The following is a 14,743-nucleotide window of genomic DNA, read 5'->3' as shown; positions in this document are numbered from 1 at the left end:
GCATGACCGAGCGCTGCCCTCGCGCGCGGCTTCAGGGGCGGGCGACGCTCGCCGGTTACCGGCTTGAATTCCGCCGGGAAGCGGACGTGACACCCTGCAACGGTGCCTCGGTCGAGGGTCTGATCTGGCAGATCACCGGCGATTGCCTCGCCGCGCTGGATGCCTTCGAGGAGTACCCGGAGGTGTACGACCGACTTCGCCTGCCGGTGCGTCGTGCCGTCGGCGGTGATCCGGCGGCCTGGGTCTACGTCATGGTCCCGCGCCCGCCCCTCGCCCCGCCGAATCTGGCGTATCTGTCCACCCTCCGTCGCGGCTATACCGCCCACCGACTCCCCACCGAGCAGCTCAACACCGCACTCGATCGCGCCCGCGACGGCACACGCTGACCGTCCGCACAGATGCCCTCGCCGACCCAGCCATCAGCCCGGCGGACTTCTCCGATCGTATGAATAACCGGGTCGGATGCCCCCCGATTCCCGGCTCGCCGGCGATATATGTAAGTCATGAGTAAGGCCCGGGGACTACGTTGTTTCCCGAGCGTATCCGCAGACGATCACAAGAATAGCCGCCGGGGCACGGTGATGGGGCTTAGCAGACGGGAGCTACTGGTCGGACTCGCCTGGGTGGCGTTGCCGCTGCCCATGGCCCGCGTGCGTGCGGCATCGCCGGACATTCGCCGCACCCTCGGCGCCTACGTCGACACCCTGCTCCCCGCGGACGATTTCACCCCGGGGGCGTCGGACCTGGGCGTTCACGAGGAAGTGCTTGCCGGCCACCTCGGGCAGGGCATGCCCGAAGCGCTGCTGCGCAAGGGCTGCCGCTGGCTGGATCATCAGGCCGGAGGCGATTTCTCCCGGCTTACGGACGGGCAGAGGCACCGCGTGGTCGCCTGGATGGCCCAGGCGAACGGTTCCCGCGGACCACGGGTGTTCTACGACTATGTCCGCCGCCGGGCGGTGACCCTCTACTACGCCCACCCCGAGAGCTGGGCGGGCAGCCCCCTCACCCACACCCCCCAGCCCCGCGGCTACATCGACGAGCTCATGGCCCTGGAGCACGGCGATGTCTGAGCCGCGCATCGTCATCATCGGCTCGGGGCCCGGCGGCGCGGCCGCGGCGTGGGCGCTCACGCGGCGGGGCATACCGGTGCTCATGCTCGAGGCCGGGCCGCGCTTCGACCCGGATACCGACTTCCGCCTCGGCCGCCCGGACTGGGAGGCGCGGCGCTTCCCCCACCGCGACGGCAGCCAGGGTAGCTACCGCTTCGCGCCCCTGCAGCAGCTCGAGGCGCGCTGGAACGACCTGCGCTCATGGAACCGCGTGACCGGCCGGCTGAACGACGGGCCGCGCCGACGGCCCAGCGGCATCGGCTATCACCACGTCCGCGGCGTCGGCGGCAGCACGCTCCATTACACCGGGGAGGCCCACCGCCTCAATCGCCACTCGATGCGCATGCGCTCGCGCTTCGGCGTCGCCGCGGACTGGCCGCTGGACTACGACACCCTGGAGCCCTGGTACCGCGAGGCGGAGACGCTGATCGGCATCGCGGGCCCCGGCGCAGGCGAGGACCGCCCCGGCTCCCGCGACCACTTCCAGCCGCCTCACCCGATCGGCTCGGCCGGGCGCCGTCTCGCCCGCGGCGCCCGGGTGCTGGGGCTCGACTGGGTCGCGAACGATCGCGCCGCTTTGTCGCGCCCCCACGACGGGCGGCCCGCCTGCAACTACTGCGGCAACTGCAACCTCGGCTGCCCGCGCCGGGACAAGGGCTCGGCGGATGTCACCTTCATCCGCCGCGCAGCGGCCACCGGGCACCTGCGCCTGCGCACCGGGGTGCAGGCGACCCGTCTGGAGACCGGTGCGGACCGTCGCATCACCGCCGTCCATGCGGTCTCAACGGGCGGCGCCGACGAGCGCATCCCGGTGGAACGGGTGATCCTCGCCGGCGGTGCCGTGGAGACCCCACGGCTGCTGCTGGCATCCGCCTCGCCGGCGTGGCCGGACGGCATCGCCAACGGGAGCGGCCAGGTCGGGCGGAACTTCATGGAGACGCTGTTCTGGAGCAGCAGCGCCCTGGCGGAGCTCCCCATCGCCAGCTTCAAGTGCCTGCCCTCGGACTCCATCTGCTGGAACTACAATCGCCCGGACGCCATCCCGGACATCGTCGGCGGCTGCCGATTCTCGGTGAGCACCAACGAGAACGGTTTCTCCGGACCGATCCAGTATGCCCAGCGCGTGGTGGGCGGCTTCGGCCACGAACTCAAGCGTGGCGTCCGCGAGCAGCTCGGCGACATCGTGTCGGTGAGCGCGGTGGGCGAATCGCTCCCCTCGAATGGCACCTTCGTGGACCTGCACCCACAGGACCGGGACGACCACGGGGTACCGCTCGCGCGCATCCACAGTCACCTCGGCGAGGGCGAGCTGCAGCGGCTGGCGTTCATGGCCCGGACCTGCCGCCGGATCCTGGAGGCCGCGGGCACCTCCGAGCCCGTGGAGGAGTTCGGCGCCTACGACCACTTCGCCGCAACGCACGTCTTCGGCACCTGCCGGATGGGCAGTGATCCGCACGCCTCGGTCGTGAACGCCGAGCTGCGCAGCCACGACCACGGCAACCTGCACATCGTCGACGCCAGCGTGTTCCCGAGCAGCGGGGGCGGCGAGAGTCCGTCGCTCACCATCAGCGCCCTCGCGTTGCGCGCCGGAACGGCGATCGCCAACGCCATTGCCACGGCATAGGGCCACGAGCATTTCACATGCAGCCTGCAGACAGACGGAGTCGACCATGAGAAACCGCATCCTGCTGATCTTCGCCGCCCTCACCCTGCTGTCGGCCACCGTCCCGGCCGTCGCCGGCACGATCGGCATACCGCCCGAGACTCATACCTATGGCACCGAGAAGACCGAGGATGAGGCCTTCGCGAGCGTGGAGTGGACCTTCGGCAAGTCGGTCCTGCCCGAGATCGCCGTGGGCTTCCGCAGCGTGAAGGTCCAGTCGGACGGCGACGTCTTCGGCGGCCAGGCCAGCCTGTCCTTCGACCTCGCCGAGATGGGCATGGGTAAGTTCAAGCTCCAGGCCGTGCAGGGCGACGAGAATGCCCAGCTCCAGCTCGGCACCGGCTACAGCATCGCCAGGAGCAGCTTCCTGATCACCGGCGGCGTGCAGGGCAATCACGTCTTCGGCGGCGCGGACTACCTCTTCGGCACCGGATGGCAGGCCGTCGGCGGATTCAACACCATCGGCAACTACGATCTCCCCGATCCGGACACGGAGAGCTCCTGCCAATCGGGCTACAGCTACAACGGCATCACGGGACTGTGCGTGCCGAATGTCCTGTAGCCGTCTGAACCGGGCACCGGGGATCCACGCCCACGGGGAGCGGGCGTGGCCCCGGAGCATCTCGGGGATAGACGCCGGGGCCATGCACCCCGGCCACTCCGGTAATGACTGCTCGCCGGGGAGCGGTCACCGCACCGGCCGAACAGTACGGCCTTAACCCATACCGTTCTACACACTACGGAGACAGCTCATGCACCGCATCCTCCTCTCCCTCGTACTCGCCGCGGCGGGCTTCCTGGCCACCGGGTCGGCGGCATACGCCGGCGTACCCAACTCCTGGGTGCCGAAGGAGACACACCACTACGACGATGAGAAGACCGAGGACGAGGCCTTCGCGAGCGTGGAGTGGACCTTCGGCAAGTCGGTCCTGCCCGAGATCGCCGTGGGCTTCCGCAGCGTGAAGGTCCAGTCGGACGGCGACGTCTTCGGCGGCCAGGCCAGCCTGTCCTTCGACCTCGCCGAGATGGGCATGGGGAAATTCAAGCTCCAGGCCGTGCAGGGCGACGAGAACGCCCAGCTCCAGCTCGGCACCGGCTACAGCATCGCCAGGAGCAACTTCCTGATCACCGGCGGCGTGCAGGGCAATCACGTCTTCGGCGGCGCGGACTACCTCTTCGGCACCGGATGGCAGGCCGTCGGCGGATTCAACACCATCGGCAACTACGACCCGCCGGAGGGGGCCAGCGTGCGCAGCTGCCCGGACGGCTACACCGACGCGTCCTCGGACTTCTGCGCCCCGGACGGGTTCTTCGGGATGGAGTAGGATCGCTGCCCCCGGGACTCACACCGGGGGCAACGCCTATCGCTGCAGCACGTAGTCCCCCGGCGCATCCTTCAGCGGGGGGTGTGAGCTGCCGCCCATCGGCGGCGGTGCGATCCGCTCCGAGGAGTGCGCCGCCAGCCACTCCTGCCATGCCGGCCACCACGACCCGTCCTGGGTCGGTACCGTGTCCCGCCAGGTCTCCGGGTCGATGTAGGTATCGCCCTCGGTGTGGGTGTGCATCTGGAAACGCCGCCGCGGGTGCCCCGGCTCGCTGACGATACCGGCATTGTGTCCGCCGCTGGTCAGCACGAAGGTGATCTCGTCCACGTCCGCGAGCAGGTGGATCTTGTACACGGAGTGCCATGGCGCAACGTGGTCCTTGACCGTGCCGACCGCGAAGATCGGCATGCGGATATCGGGGATCGCCACCGGACGGCCATTGACGATGTAGCGGCCGGTGGCCAGCTCGTTGTTGAGGAAGAGGCGGCGCAGGTACTCCGTGTGCATGCGGTAGGGCATGCGCGTGAGGTCTGCGTTCCAGGCCATTAGGTCGTTCATCGGCTGGCGCTCGCCGAGCAGGTACTCGCGGACCATGCGCGACCAGACCAGATCGTTCGAGCGCAGCAGCTGGAATGCCCCCGCCATCTGGTGACCGTCCAGATAGCCCTGCTCCCACATCATGTTCTCGAGCAGATCCACCTCGCTTTCACTGATGAACAGCATCAGCTCCCCCGCCTCGGTGAAGTCCACCTGGGTCGCCAGGGTCGTCATCGAGGCCAGGCGCTCGTCACCGTCGCGGCCCATCGCCGCGGCGGCGATGCTGAGCAGCGTCCCGCCGAGGCAGTAGCCCACACCGTGGACCTGGCGGTCCGGCACGATCTCGTTGATGACATCCAGCGCCGCCATCGGGCCCAGCGTGCGGTAATCGTCCATGCCCAGGTGCCGATCCTCGGAATCGGGATTGCGCCAGGAGATCATGAACACGGTGTGGCCATTGTCCACGAGATAGCGCACCAGCGAATTCTCGGCCGACAGGTCGAGGATGTAGTACTTCATGATCCACGCCGGGACGATCAGCACCGGCTCGGCGTGGACCGTCTCGGTGCTCGGGCTGTACTGGATCAGCTCGATGAGATTGTTGCGGTACACCACCTTGCCCGGCGTCGTGGCCAGATTCTCACCGACCCGGTAGTCCTCCGTTCCCACCGGCGGCTTTCCGGAGACCAGCCGCTCCCAGTCCTCAACGAAGTTATCGATCCCGCGGATGAAGTTCATGCCGCCCTCGGAGACGGCCTTGCGGGTCACCTCCGGGTTGAGCAGCGGATAGTTGGTCGGCGAGAAGCGGTCGAGGAGCTGGCGGGCGGTGAAGGAGACCACCTCCTCGCGGTAGTCCGAGAGCCCGTCGATATCGGTGGTCGCCGTATCCCACCACTGCTGCTGCAGCAGGAAGGACTGTGCGATGAGGTTGTAGGGCCAGTGACACCAGCCCTCATCGTCGAAGCGATGATCGGACGAAGCCGGCTCGATGCACGGCGCCCCGTCCTGGGCAGTGCCGGTCCGTGCCGCGTGTCGCGTGAGCCGGATGTTGCTGCGCATCGCCTCCTCGACGAGCTCGAGCTGTTTGCCCGGCGAGGCCGCGAGATGGGAGAACCACTCGAAGCCGACACTGGCGAGCCCCGCCGGCGTCAGGCCGTTGGTCGCTCGCGCCAGTGCGGCCTTGAATGCGCGATCCAGCGCGTGCGCCATATACGTATTGGGCTTGAACGCCTCGTTCACCGCCCCGCCCTGCGTCTGCCGGGTCATGGCCTGCCTCCTGCAATGTTCACTGCTATCCCTCTGCATAACACGAACCGGGGATGTTGCAAAGCAACACCGATAGCCGGTTAACGGATACGCCACGGACCGACCCCGAGGGGAACCCCGTCTGTCACTCCCGCTCTGGCAATATGCAAATTTATTGCTACTGTTAATCATCAAGTTTGCTTTTGCGCAAACTTTTTACCAAAAATCGCAACGCGTGACGGGAGAACACCATGAAACCTCGACACCTTTTCGCCGCCCTGCTGCTTGGCCTGGGCATGAGCGCCGGCGCCCATGCCGAGAAGCTGCTGGTCGCCGTGGACACCGCGTTCGTGCCTTTCGAGTTCGAGCAGGATGGCGCCTACACGGGCTTTGACATCGATCTCTGGAAGGGCATCGCCGAGCGGCTGGACGTGGACTACGAACTCCAGCCCATGGACTTCAACGGCATCATTCCGGCACTCCAGACGGGTAACGTGGACCTCGCCCTGGCCGCCATCTCGGTGACCGCCGACCGCGAGAAGGCGATCGATTACTCCTACCCCTACTACGACAGCGGCGTGCTGCTGATGGTGCGTTCCGGCAACGACGACGTCCGCGGCACCGACGACCTCTCCGACAAGGTGGTGGGCGTGAAACAGGGCACTGCTGCGGCGGACTTCATCGACACGCTCGATACCGGCAAGGTAATCAAGTTCCCCAACATCAGCGACGCCTACCTCGCACTGCGCACCCGGCGCGTGGACGTCGCCGCCCACGACACCCCCAACGTCCTCTACTACATCAAGACCGCCGGCGACGGCGACGTGAAGGCGGTGGGCTCGAGCATGGATGCGCAGTCCTACGCCATCGGCTTCCCTCAGGGCAGCGCGCTGCGCGACCGCGTGAACGTCGCCCTGCTCGAGATGATGAGCGACGGCAGCTACGACGCCATCTACGAGCGGTGGTTCGGCAAGGCGCCGCAGTGACTGCCGGGCGCCCGGTGCGCCCGCCCCACCCACACGGACCCCGGCCACGCGCCGGGGTCCGGCAACCGGGAGCGGACCCATGCAATTCGACTTCTCGGTGATCCCGCAGGCCCTGCCGGAGCTGTTCGCCGGCGCGCGGCTCACCCTCTACATCACCGTCGTGGGCCTGCTCGGCGGCTTCGCCATCGGCGTGGTCGCCGGCACCGCCCGCGCCTACGGCAATCGCGCGGTCAACGCCATCGCCATGGCCTACATCGAGCTCATCCGCGGCACGCCCATTGTCGTGCAGGTGATGTTCATCTACTTCGCCATGCCGATCCTGCTCGACGTACGCCTCGACGCGCTGACGTCCGCCGTCTCGGCGATCGTGATCAACGCAGGCGCGTACATCGCGGAGATCGTCCGCGGCGCGCTGCTGTCCATCAGCCGGGGCTACATCGAGGCGGGCAAGGCCCTGGGTATCACCCGCTGGCAGCTCTTCCGCGACATCATCGGGCCTCTGGCCTTCCGCCGGCTGGTCCCGCCGCTGGGCAACCAGTGCATCATCAGCCTAAAGGACACGTCACTGTTCATCGTCATCGGCGTCGCCGAACTCACCCGCCAGGGCCAGGAGGTCATGGCGAGCACGTTCCGGGCCGTGGAGATCTGGTCCACCGTCGCGGTGCTCTACCTCGCCATGACCCTGACCATGACCCTCGCCCTGCGCATTATCGAGAGAAGGATGAAAATCCTATGAGCATGGTGGAATTCGACAACGTCACCAAGGCCTTCGGGGACCTGGTGGTGCTCCACGGGCTCGACTTCGCCGTCGAGCGCGGCGAGGTGGTCTTCGTGGTCGGACCGTCGGGCTCCGGCAAGTCGACGCTGCTTCGCTGCATCAACGCCCTGGAACCCATCACCGGCGGCGCCCTGCTCGTCGAAGGCCGCAACGTGGCCGACCCGCGCACCAACATCCGGGAGATCCGGCGCGAGGCCGGCATGGTCTTCCAGCAGTTCAACCTGTTCCCGCACATGAGCGCGCTCGGCAACGTCTCCTACGGCGTGCGCCGTGTGCGCGGCAAGTCCCGGCGGGAGGCCGAGGCCATCGCCATGCCGCTGCTCGAGAAGGTCGGCATGGCCGACCGCGCGGACCACTACCCCGACGAGCTCTCCGGCGGCCAGGCACAGCGCGTCGCCATTGCCCGGGCGCTTGCGGTCAATCCGGACCTCATGCTCTTCGACGAGCCCACCTCGGCGCTGGACCCGGAGCTGCGCTACGAGGTCCTGCGGGTGATGCGCGATGTCGTCGAGGCCGGCATGACCATGATCGTGGTCACCCACGAGATGTCCTTCGCCCGGGAGGTCGGCACGCGGCTGCTGTTCATGGACGAAGGGCGGATCGCCCTCGACGGCGATCCCCGCGAGCTGATGGCGGCGCCGCCGAATCAGCGCTTCGCCGATTTCCTGGTTCACATCCAGTAGGGCGGGACGCGATGGAATGCGTGCACGCGGCGGGAACGCCGCTCGACATCGGCCGGCGGCTCGGGGAGCACGGCCGCCGGGGATTCGCCTCGCTGATCCGGCCCGGGCCGGACTTCACCCGGCTGCAGGCCGCGCTGCCACCGGGCTGGCTGGCGGACGTCGCCGGGCGCATCCGCGATACGTTCCCGGCGGTCTGGGCCGAGCTTCGGGGCCTCGCCGAAGGGCTGGATCAGCCCCTGGAGGCGGTGCTGCTGTGGAACTGCCGCGGCGATCTCGCCCCCACCGGCCCGGAGGGCTGCTCCTCGGTGGCGGTCGCCGGCGACGGCGTGAACTGGCTCGCCCATAACGAGGACGGGGACCCGCGGCTGCGCCGCCACTGCTTCCTCCTCGACGCCGACCCGGCGGCGGCCCCCGGTTTCGTCACCTTCTGCTATCCCGGCTCGCTGCCCGGCCACACCCTGGCCGCCAACACCGCCGGGCTCGCCTACACGGTGAACAACCTGCGTCTCACCGAACACCCGCCGGGCATCCCGCGCATGGTTACCGCCCGGGCCCTGCTCGGCTGCGCGGACGTGGACGCGGCTCTGGCGGTGCTTCGCGGAACCCAGCGCAGCGGTGGCTTCCATTTCATGATGGCCGATTGCCGGGGCGCGGCACCGCTGTCCGTGGAGGCGCCGTTCCACGGCCTGTTCACGGAAACGGCCGCGCCCGCGGCGGTACACGCCAACCACCTGGTCCGCCCGGACGCAGCGGCCCTGCCCCAACGGATCACCGCCTCGTCCGCTGCCCGTCAGGCAAGGCTGGAGGCCTGGCTGGCGACGCAGGATGAGGGGCCACCGTCACCACAGGCCCTGCTCGCGATCCTCGCGGACCGCCGCGACCCGGTGCTGCCGGTGCACCGGACCGCGCCGGACGACCCGGACGGCGAAAACACCCTCGCCACGGCGCTGTTCCGCTTGGACCCCGGCGGCATAACGGCTACCGTACGGGCATCACCCGACGGCGCGGTGGTCGCGGAACGCCGTCTGGGCCCGTCGTCATCCGCCCCACCGGAGCACTCATGAGCGAGACCGCCGGCGACGAACCGACCCTGCCCCTCCCGCCCCGATCCCTCGACGGGCTGCGACGGGTCGTGGAGGCGGGCCGGCGTCGCGAGGCGGGGGTACGCCTGGGCCAGCGCTCGCTGGCAATCCTCGAGCACATGCTCGACAACCCGGAGGAGGCGACCCTCGGTAGCATCGCGGCCATCGCCCGCCAGCACGGGGTCAGCGCCTCGACGCTGACCCGGCTCGCACGGCGGCTGGGCTTCGACGGCTTCAAGGCCTTCCAGCATCTCTTCCGCGTGGAGGTCGCGCGGGGCCGGCACTTCTATACCGAGCAGGCCCAGCGGCTGATGGAGACGACCACCGAGGCCGGCAGGACACACTCGCCGGGCATGGCCGCGGCGGGCCACGAGCTCCAGAACCTGGCCGACACCGCGGCAAGCCTCGACGCCGGGACCGTCACCGCGGTACGCGACGCCGTGCTTCGCGCCCGCCGGCTCTATGTGCTCGGCCTGCGTGGCTGCTACGGCGTCGCCCACTACCTGGGCTACTACCTCGGCTTCATCGGCAAGCCCGTCTCCACCCTGGGCGCGGCCGGCTTCACCCTCGCCGAGGAGATCAGCGACATCACCCCGGACGACCTGCTCATCGCCGCCACCGTGCGCCCGGAGACACGGCTGACGGTGGACGCCTGCCGCATGGCCGCTGGCAAGGGCGTGCCAGTGGTGACGCTCACCAACCACTACGCCTCGCCGGTGCGCGAGTACGGACGCCACAATCTCTACGCCCGCTGCGACGGACCGTACTACTTCAACCCGGTGGCGGGACTGTTCATGGTGGCGGAGGTGGTGCTCGCCGAGGTCGCGGCGGCACTGGGGGAGGCGATGATCGACCCGCTCGGCCGGCGGGAGGCGTCGTTCGAGGCCCTCGGCATCGAGTAGCCCGGGAAGAAGACGCCGGGGAAGCCCCGGCGCCGTTGCCTCCTTTACGCCGCCCGCCGCTCCAGCACGCGCAGCCGCGAGTGGATCAGGTCGCGGTCGAGGTAGGCCCCCTGGAGGTGGCGGCCACCGGTGGACGGATCGAAGGCCTCGCGCCCGTGCAGCACGCGCAGGTTGTCGAACGCCACCATCTGCCCGGGACGCAGGCTGAAGCGGATCGCGAAACGCGGGTCACGCAGCGCGTTCCAGAAACGCCGATAGGCCCGGTAGAAGGGCGCCACCAGGTGGCCCGGGAGCCGCAGGCTGTCCCGTATCCAGTTATTGAACCGGATCTCGGCGAGCGCGCCGCTGTCGTCGAGCCCGATGATCGGAGCGCGGTAGGCGAGATCGGTGTGCTCGTCCTGAAAACGGAAGTCCACCGACTGCTCACTGAGCAGGCGGAAGGATTCCGGGTCTTCCGAGCGCAGCCATTCGGCAACGGCGAAGCCGTCCGTAAGCAGCGAGGCACCGCCCTCGGCCTCGTTCTGAAGGCAGTAGAGGAGCTGGAAGTCCGGTGGACGCCGCCAATTCGGCAGGTCGATGTGTGGCTCGAGCGCGATCGGCGTGTAGGCCGCGTTGTTCGGGTCGGGCCGGGAGACGACGTCGAAATGCCGGCCGAAGTTGGTCTCCCGCGGCCAGCCGATACGCTCGGCCACGCGGATGACCTCGTTCTCCGTCGTGGGACCGTTCTCCAGGAGGACGAAACCGTAGCGCACCAGCGAATGCAACCAGTCACGCACGCCCTCGCCCGAGCCCATGAACGCCCCGTGGTCGACGCGCGGCAGCGCATCGGCGATGGCCGCATCCCACGTCTCGACCTCGACCGGCGAACGGGGCGCCGCCGGCAGCGCGCGCTGGCGCAGCCAGCCCGGATCGAACTCGCTGATGTGCTCGGGAAAGTCCCCCATGGGCGGCCAGACCAGGCGCAATGCCCCCCGGTCGGTGGTCGTCGCCGTGGGGCGGGGAAGCGTCTCGGGCAGATCGATCAGCGCCACTGTGCGCTCGTGCGTCTGCGGATGCCGGCACTTCGGGCAGGCACAGTGATCGCGCAGCCAGAGCCGGTGGAAGTCCGCGCGGAAACCGTCGTCCCAGACCAGCTCCAGCCCGGTATCGTTGTGCGCCACGTGTGCCAGGCGTCGCGGGTCGGCGTAGTCCGCCAGCTCGCCCATGTCGACTACGGTCTCAGTGTCCATCTTGGTGGCCTCGTCCGGGTCTGTCTGTGTGGGTGTGCCGTTGGCGGGGTAGTGAAACGCGGCGACAAAGGAGGCGGCAAACGATTTATACCGCTACAATGACCCCGATTTTCTTATGACCCGTTTATCCAACCATGTCCCGAGCACTTCCGCCCGCCCAGGCACTGCACGCCTTCGACGCCGCCGCCCGGCACATGAGCTTCACCGAGGCGGCGAGGGAGCTCGGAGTGACGCAGGCCGCGATCAGTCAGCGCATCCGAGTGCTGGAGCACAGCGTCGGCCAGCCGCTGTTCGTGCGGCACCCGCGTGGACTGGAGCTCACGGCCGCCGGCCGCTCGTTCGTACCCGCCGTGCGCGAGGCCTTCGAGCGCCTGACGATGGGCGTCATGGAGGCATTCGGACCGACCCGGGGCGAAGGCACACTCACCCTTCGCGCCACCCCGGGGTTCATCGCCCTGTGGCTCGCCCCCCGGCTCCCCCGGTTCCAGGCCGAACACCCCGAGATCACGCTGCGCCTGACCACGGCGGTGTGGCCGTCGGACTTCGGCGGCGAGGGATCGGATCTCGAGGTGCGCTACGGTCGCGGCGGTTGGCACGACGTGCTTTGCCTGCGGCTGACCGAGGAACGGATCGCGCCGGTCTGCCGTCGCGGGATGGCTCTCGGGCTGGAGACGCCGGCGGATATGGCCGGTCTCACGCTGATTCACGCCGTCGGATTCGAGACCGGCTGGCCCCGGTGGCTGGCCACCGTGGGCGAGCCGGCGCTGATCGACCGCAACCCGGCGCTGCTGTGCGACACCATGGACGACGTGCAGGCGCTTGCCGTTCAGGGCTCGGGCATCGCCATGGGCCGCAGCAGTCTCGTCTCCGCGGCACTCGCCGACGGGCGGCTGGTCGCCCCGTTCGATCACTGGGTCAGCGCCGACGAGGCGTTCCACCTGACACGCCCGCGGCAATTCTCCCCGCGGCCGGAGACGGCGGCGTTCTGGGAGTGGATGCGCCGCGAGATCCACGCACCGGACGATACCGTCGCTCCCGACGGCGGTAACGGACCCGGCTTGCGGACCGGGTAGCAGCGGGAACGACGCCGATGCGGCACCTCCCGCCGGCCGGCGGTCCCCACAGTCGCCGCCTCCCCCGCGGGCATCGCCGGACGCCTCCGGGCGAACGATTCGCGGCGGACCTGGCAGGGATACCGGCTGCGAGGAGCCGCCGACCTACGGCAAAGGCTGAACCGCTTTAAGCGCGGGCAGATACCGTCTCGCGGATCAAGCGATTTGCGGACTTTAGGGTGTCTGGTCCTTGATGACGCCGAAGCAGATGGGGACGGGCTTGCGCATGGCCGCCCCAGGGCGGCCATGCTGGCGTTGCCCCGACTGCGCAGGCACTGGCAAAACGCGCGCACACCGGGTTTGCGAGGTCGGCCGCTCACGGTAGTCGACGTTGCCGACACGGCAGGCGGGGATGTTGGCTGCCAGGAGCAGCCAACCTACGGGAACTCGCGTAGGTCGTGCGCCGCAGGCGTGCGACATTCCGGCGCGGTCATTGAAGATGTCGCACACGGCACGCGGCCGTGCACGACCTACCGGTCTGTCTGGAGCGGCCAACCCGCGCGGCCTGTCACCGCCCGGGATTACTGCCGTAGATCGGTTGCTCGAAGGCAACCGACAATCACCGGAAGAGGGGCGAGCAGAGGGCGTGGCCCCCCGGCGGATACGCCGTGGCGTGTCGGGCCCCGCCATGTGGGTATCGCTGAACCGCGGTGAACCCGGGTGGTCCGTGCGCCTCAGGCGTGCGATGTTCCGCGCGAATGCCGGTGCAATCACTGCCATGAACAGGCCTATGGCCGTCGGGAGGCGGGACGGCGCCGGCTTGCCGGTCACCGTCGGCAACCCTTTCCCGGCAAAATGCGATAAACCAAAAAAAATGACCGGACCCGATTGGGTCCGGTCAAAGGGCCTCGCCGAAGGCGACGCCCGTCCCCGTGGTCGTTGCCGTTATGCGCGCCGCCTCATGGCCTCTTCGAGGGGCGGCGCCGCCCGGAACAGAAATGCAATGCTCGTGCCATGGTGTCGGAGTTCGTCGTCCGCGTGCTCATCGATCACACAGGAGTGCTCATCGAAGCCCAGCGGACGGCAGCGCCCCAGCGCCTCGTCACGGCTGTCCGCACGGACCTTGACCATCTGCGGGGCGTGCTCGTTGCGCGAGCTGCTGACGAGATACCAGTGGGCCATGATTCCGGCCTCCTTTCGTCCGTTTCGACACGGCCCTAACCATAACCCACTTTGTTGCGTCGCAGCATACAAGGTGCTGTGATTGCAAGTCACTGAATGTTCTAAACACGTGCAAGACCGCGGTGCAATCGCACCAAAAGACGACACGGCATGGGCCGCCCTGCCCCCGCTTTTTCGGCCAGGGAAGGAGGGAACACCGCAGCAGCGACACCGGCAGTCACGGGACGGGGCCAGCCTACGGCCGGTGTCCGTACCCGTGAATAACCTTCTCAGGGGGGATCGTGTTTCAGCGGCCGGAGAGATTCGGCGCAGGGCGTGTTCGTACTGGCTGGCCCACACCGAGGCAAGGCCCCGGGAACCAACGGGTATGGCTACCCGCTGCCCGGGAAGACAGGATCGGGGCCCGGGCGGGCGAAGAGGAAGCCCTGTAGATAGTCCACACCGTGCTCTACGAGCCAGTCCCGCTCGCCGGGCGTCTCGATGCCCTCGGCGATCACCTCGATGCCAAGCCCGGCGGCGATGTCGATAAGACCGCGGAGGATGGCCTGACGGCTCGGGTCCCCGTCGACCCCCTGGACCAGCTCCATGTCGAGCTTCACGAAGTCCGGGTGCAGTCGCTGGAGGAGGTTGAGTGAGCTGTAGCCCGCGCCAAGGTCGTCCAGGGCGACCCGGAAGCCCGCGTCACGGTAGACCTCGAGGATACTCAGCAGTCGCTGCGAGTCCTCGACGTGGTCGCTCTCCACCACTTCGAAAACGAACGTCTCCGGCGCACGCTCGATACGCCGGGTCGCCTCGATGGTGCTCCGCAGGCAGTAGGCCGGGTCATAGATGGCGGTCGGATTGAAGTTGATGAACAGCGGCGTATCCCGGGACAGCCGGGCGGAGGCCTCGACCGCCGCCAGCCGGGCCGCCCGGTCCAGCTGGAACATCAGCTGGGCGGTACGCGCCGTGCCGAACATCCGTCCCGGGG

The 14,743-nt window shown here is 68.6% G+C and carries 15 protein-coding genes; 11 read left to right on the top strand and 4 right to left on the bottom strand.

The window, feature by feature from the left end; translation table 11 throughout:
• From G7A99_RS01920 to G7A99_RS01900, 5 genes are all read left to right on the top strand, one after another.
• The coding region (locus G7A99_RS01920) for a gamma-glutamylcyclotransferase family protein (RefSeq protein ID WP_163138729.1) at window positions 1-386 on the top strand (386 nt) is incomplete at its 5' end.
• A gap of 195 nt (window positions 387-581) precedes the next feature.
• Window positions 582-1,070, top strand: a complete 489-nt coding sequence (locus G7A99_RS01915; protein WP_163138728.1) for a gluconate 2-dehydrogenase subunit 3 family protein — start codon at window positions 582-584, stop codon at window positions 1,068-1,070.
• Window positions 1,063-2,733 (top strand): GMC family oxidoreductase, encoded by a 1,671-nt coding sequence (locus G7A99_RS01910; protein ID WP_163138727.1) that lies wholly within the window; start codon window positions 1,063-1,065, stop codon window positions 2,731-2,733. The genes G7A99_RS01915 and G7A99_RS01910 overlap by 8 nt, the downstream gene beginning before the upstream one ends.
• A 46-nt stretch (window positions 2,734-2,779) precedes the next feature.
• Window positions 2,780-3,334 (top strand): hypothetical protein, encoded by a 555-nt coding sequence (locus G7A99_RS01905; protein ID WP_163138726.1) that lies wholly within the window; start codon window positions 2,780-2,782, stop codon window positions 3,332-3,334.
• Window positions 3,335-3,524: 190 nt separating this feature from the next.
• The gene (locus tag G7A99_RS01900) at window positions 3,525-4,097 is read left to right on the top strand and encodes a hypothetical protein (RefSeq protein WP_163138725.1); all 573 of its coding nucleotides are present in this window, start codon (window positions 3,525-3,527) and stop codon (window positions 4,095-4,097) included.
• Window positions 4,098-4,133: 36 nt separating this feature from the next.
• On the opposite strand, the gene G7A99_RS01895 is transcribed toward G7A99_RS01900, so the two are convergent.
• Window positions 4,134-5,900 (bottom strand): alpha/beta hydrolase, encoded by a 1,767-nt coding sequence (locus tag G7A99_RS01895; protein ID WP_163138724.1) that lies wholly within the window; start codon window positions 5,898-5,900, stop codon window positions 4,134-4,136.
• Window positions 5,901-6,130: 230 nt separating this feature from the next.
• Here G7A99_RS01895 and glnH point away from each other — a divergent pair, with 230 nt between their 5' ends.
• From glnH to G7A99_RS01870, 5 genes are all read left to right on the top strand, one after another.
• On the top strand, window positions 6,131-6,865 hold the full coding sequence (gene glnH, locus G7A99_RS01890) for a glutamine ABC transporter substrate-binding protein GlnH (RefSeq protein ID WP_163138723.1): 735 nt from the start codon (window positions 6,131-6,133) through the stop codon (window positions 6,863-6,865).
• A 79-nt stretch (window positions 6,866-6,944) separates the two neighbouring features.
• Window positions 6,945-7,601 carry a glutamine ABC transporter permease GlnP gene (gene glnP / locus G7A99_RS01885; protein ID WP_163138722.1) on the top strand — a complete coding sequence of 219 codons (657 nt, stop codon included), beginning with the start codon at window positions 6,945-6,947 and terminating at the stop codon, window positions 7,599-7,601.
• Between the two features lie 2 nt (window positions 7,602-7,603).
• The gene (gene glnQ / locus G7A99_RS01880) at window positions 7,604-8,326 is read left to right on the top strand and encodes a glutamine ABC transporter ATP-binding protein GlnQ (RefSeq protein WP_163138732.1); all 723 of its coding nucleotides are present in this window, start codon (window positions 7,604-7,606) and stop codon (window positions 8,324-8,326) included.
• An 11-nt stretch (window positions 8,327-8,337) separates the two neighbouring features.
• Entirely contained in the window at window positions 8,338-9,390 is a 1,053-nt protein-coding gene (locus tag G7A99_RS01875; protein WP_163138721.1) for a C45 family peptidase, read from the top strand.
• Complete coding sequence (locus tag G7A99_RS01870; protein ID WP_018719778.1) at window positions 9,387-10,310, top strand: MurR/RpiR family transcriptional regulator; 924 nt, start codon at window positions 9,387-9,389, stop codon at window positions 10,308-10,310. Before G7A99_RS01875 ends, G7A99_RS01870 begins: the two co-directional genes overlap by 4 nt.
• Before the next feature lie 44 nt (window positions 10,311-10,354).
• On the opposite strand, the gene G7A99_RS01865 is transcribed toward G7A99_RS01870, so the two are convergent.
• Window positions 10,355-11,539 (bottom strand): TauD/TfdA family dioxygenase, encoded by a 1,185-nt coding sequence (locus G7A99_RS01865; protein WP_018719779.1) that lies wholly within the window; start codon window positions 11,537-11,539, stop codon window positions 10,355-10,357.
• Window positions 11,540-11,673: 134 nt separating this feature from the next.
• On the opposite strand from G7A99_RS01865, the gene G7A99_RS01860 reads away from it, so the two are divergent.
• Window positions 11,674-12,612 carry a LysR substrate-binding domain-containing protein gene (locus tag G7A99_RS01860; RefSeq protein ID WP_018719780.1) on the top strand — a complete coding sequence of 313 codons (939 nt, stop codon included), beginning with the start codon at window positions 11,674-11,676 and terminating at the stop codon, window positions 12,610-12,612.
• 924 nt (window positions 12,613-13,536) lie between these two features.
• Here the strand turns inward: G7A99_RS01860 and G7A99_RS01855 are convergent.
• Window positions 13,537-13,773 carry a hypothetical protein gene (locus tag G7A99_RS01855; protein ID WP_018719167.1) on the bottom strand — a complete coding sequence of 79 codons (237 nt, stop codon included), beginning with the start codon at window positions 13,771-13,773 and terminating at the stop codon, window positions 13,537-13,539.
• Window positions 13,774-14,144: 371 nt separating this feature from the next.
• Window positions 14,145-14,743 (bottom strand): EAL domain-containing protein (locus G7A99_RS01850; RefSeq protein ID WP_163138720.1); only part of this gene is annotated, 599 nt, incomplete at its 5' end.

This window comes from Arhodomonas sp. KWT (assembly GCF_010993615.1).
The sequence above is the reverse complement of the archived record's forward strand: the minus strand, read 5'-3'. Positions and strand labels throughout refer to the sequence as shown.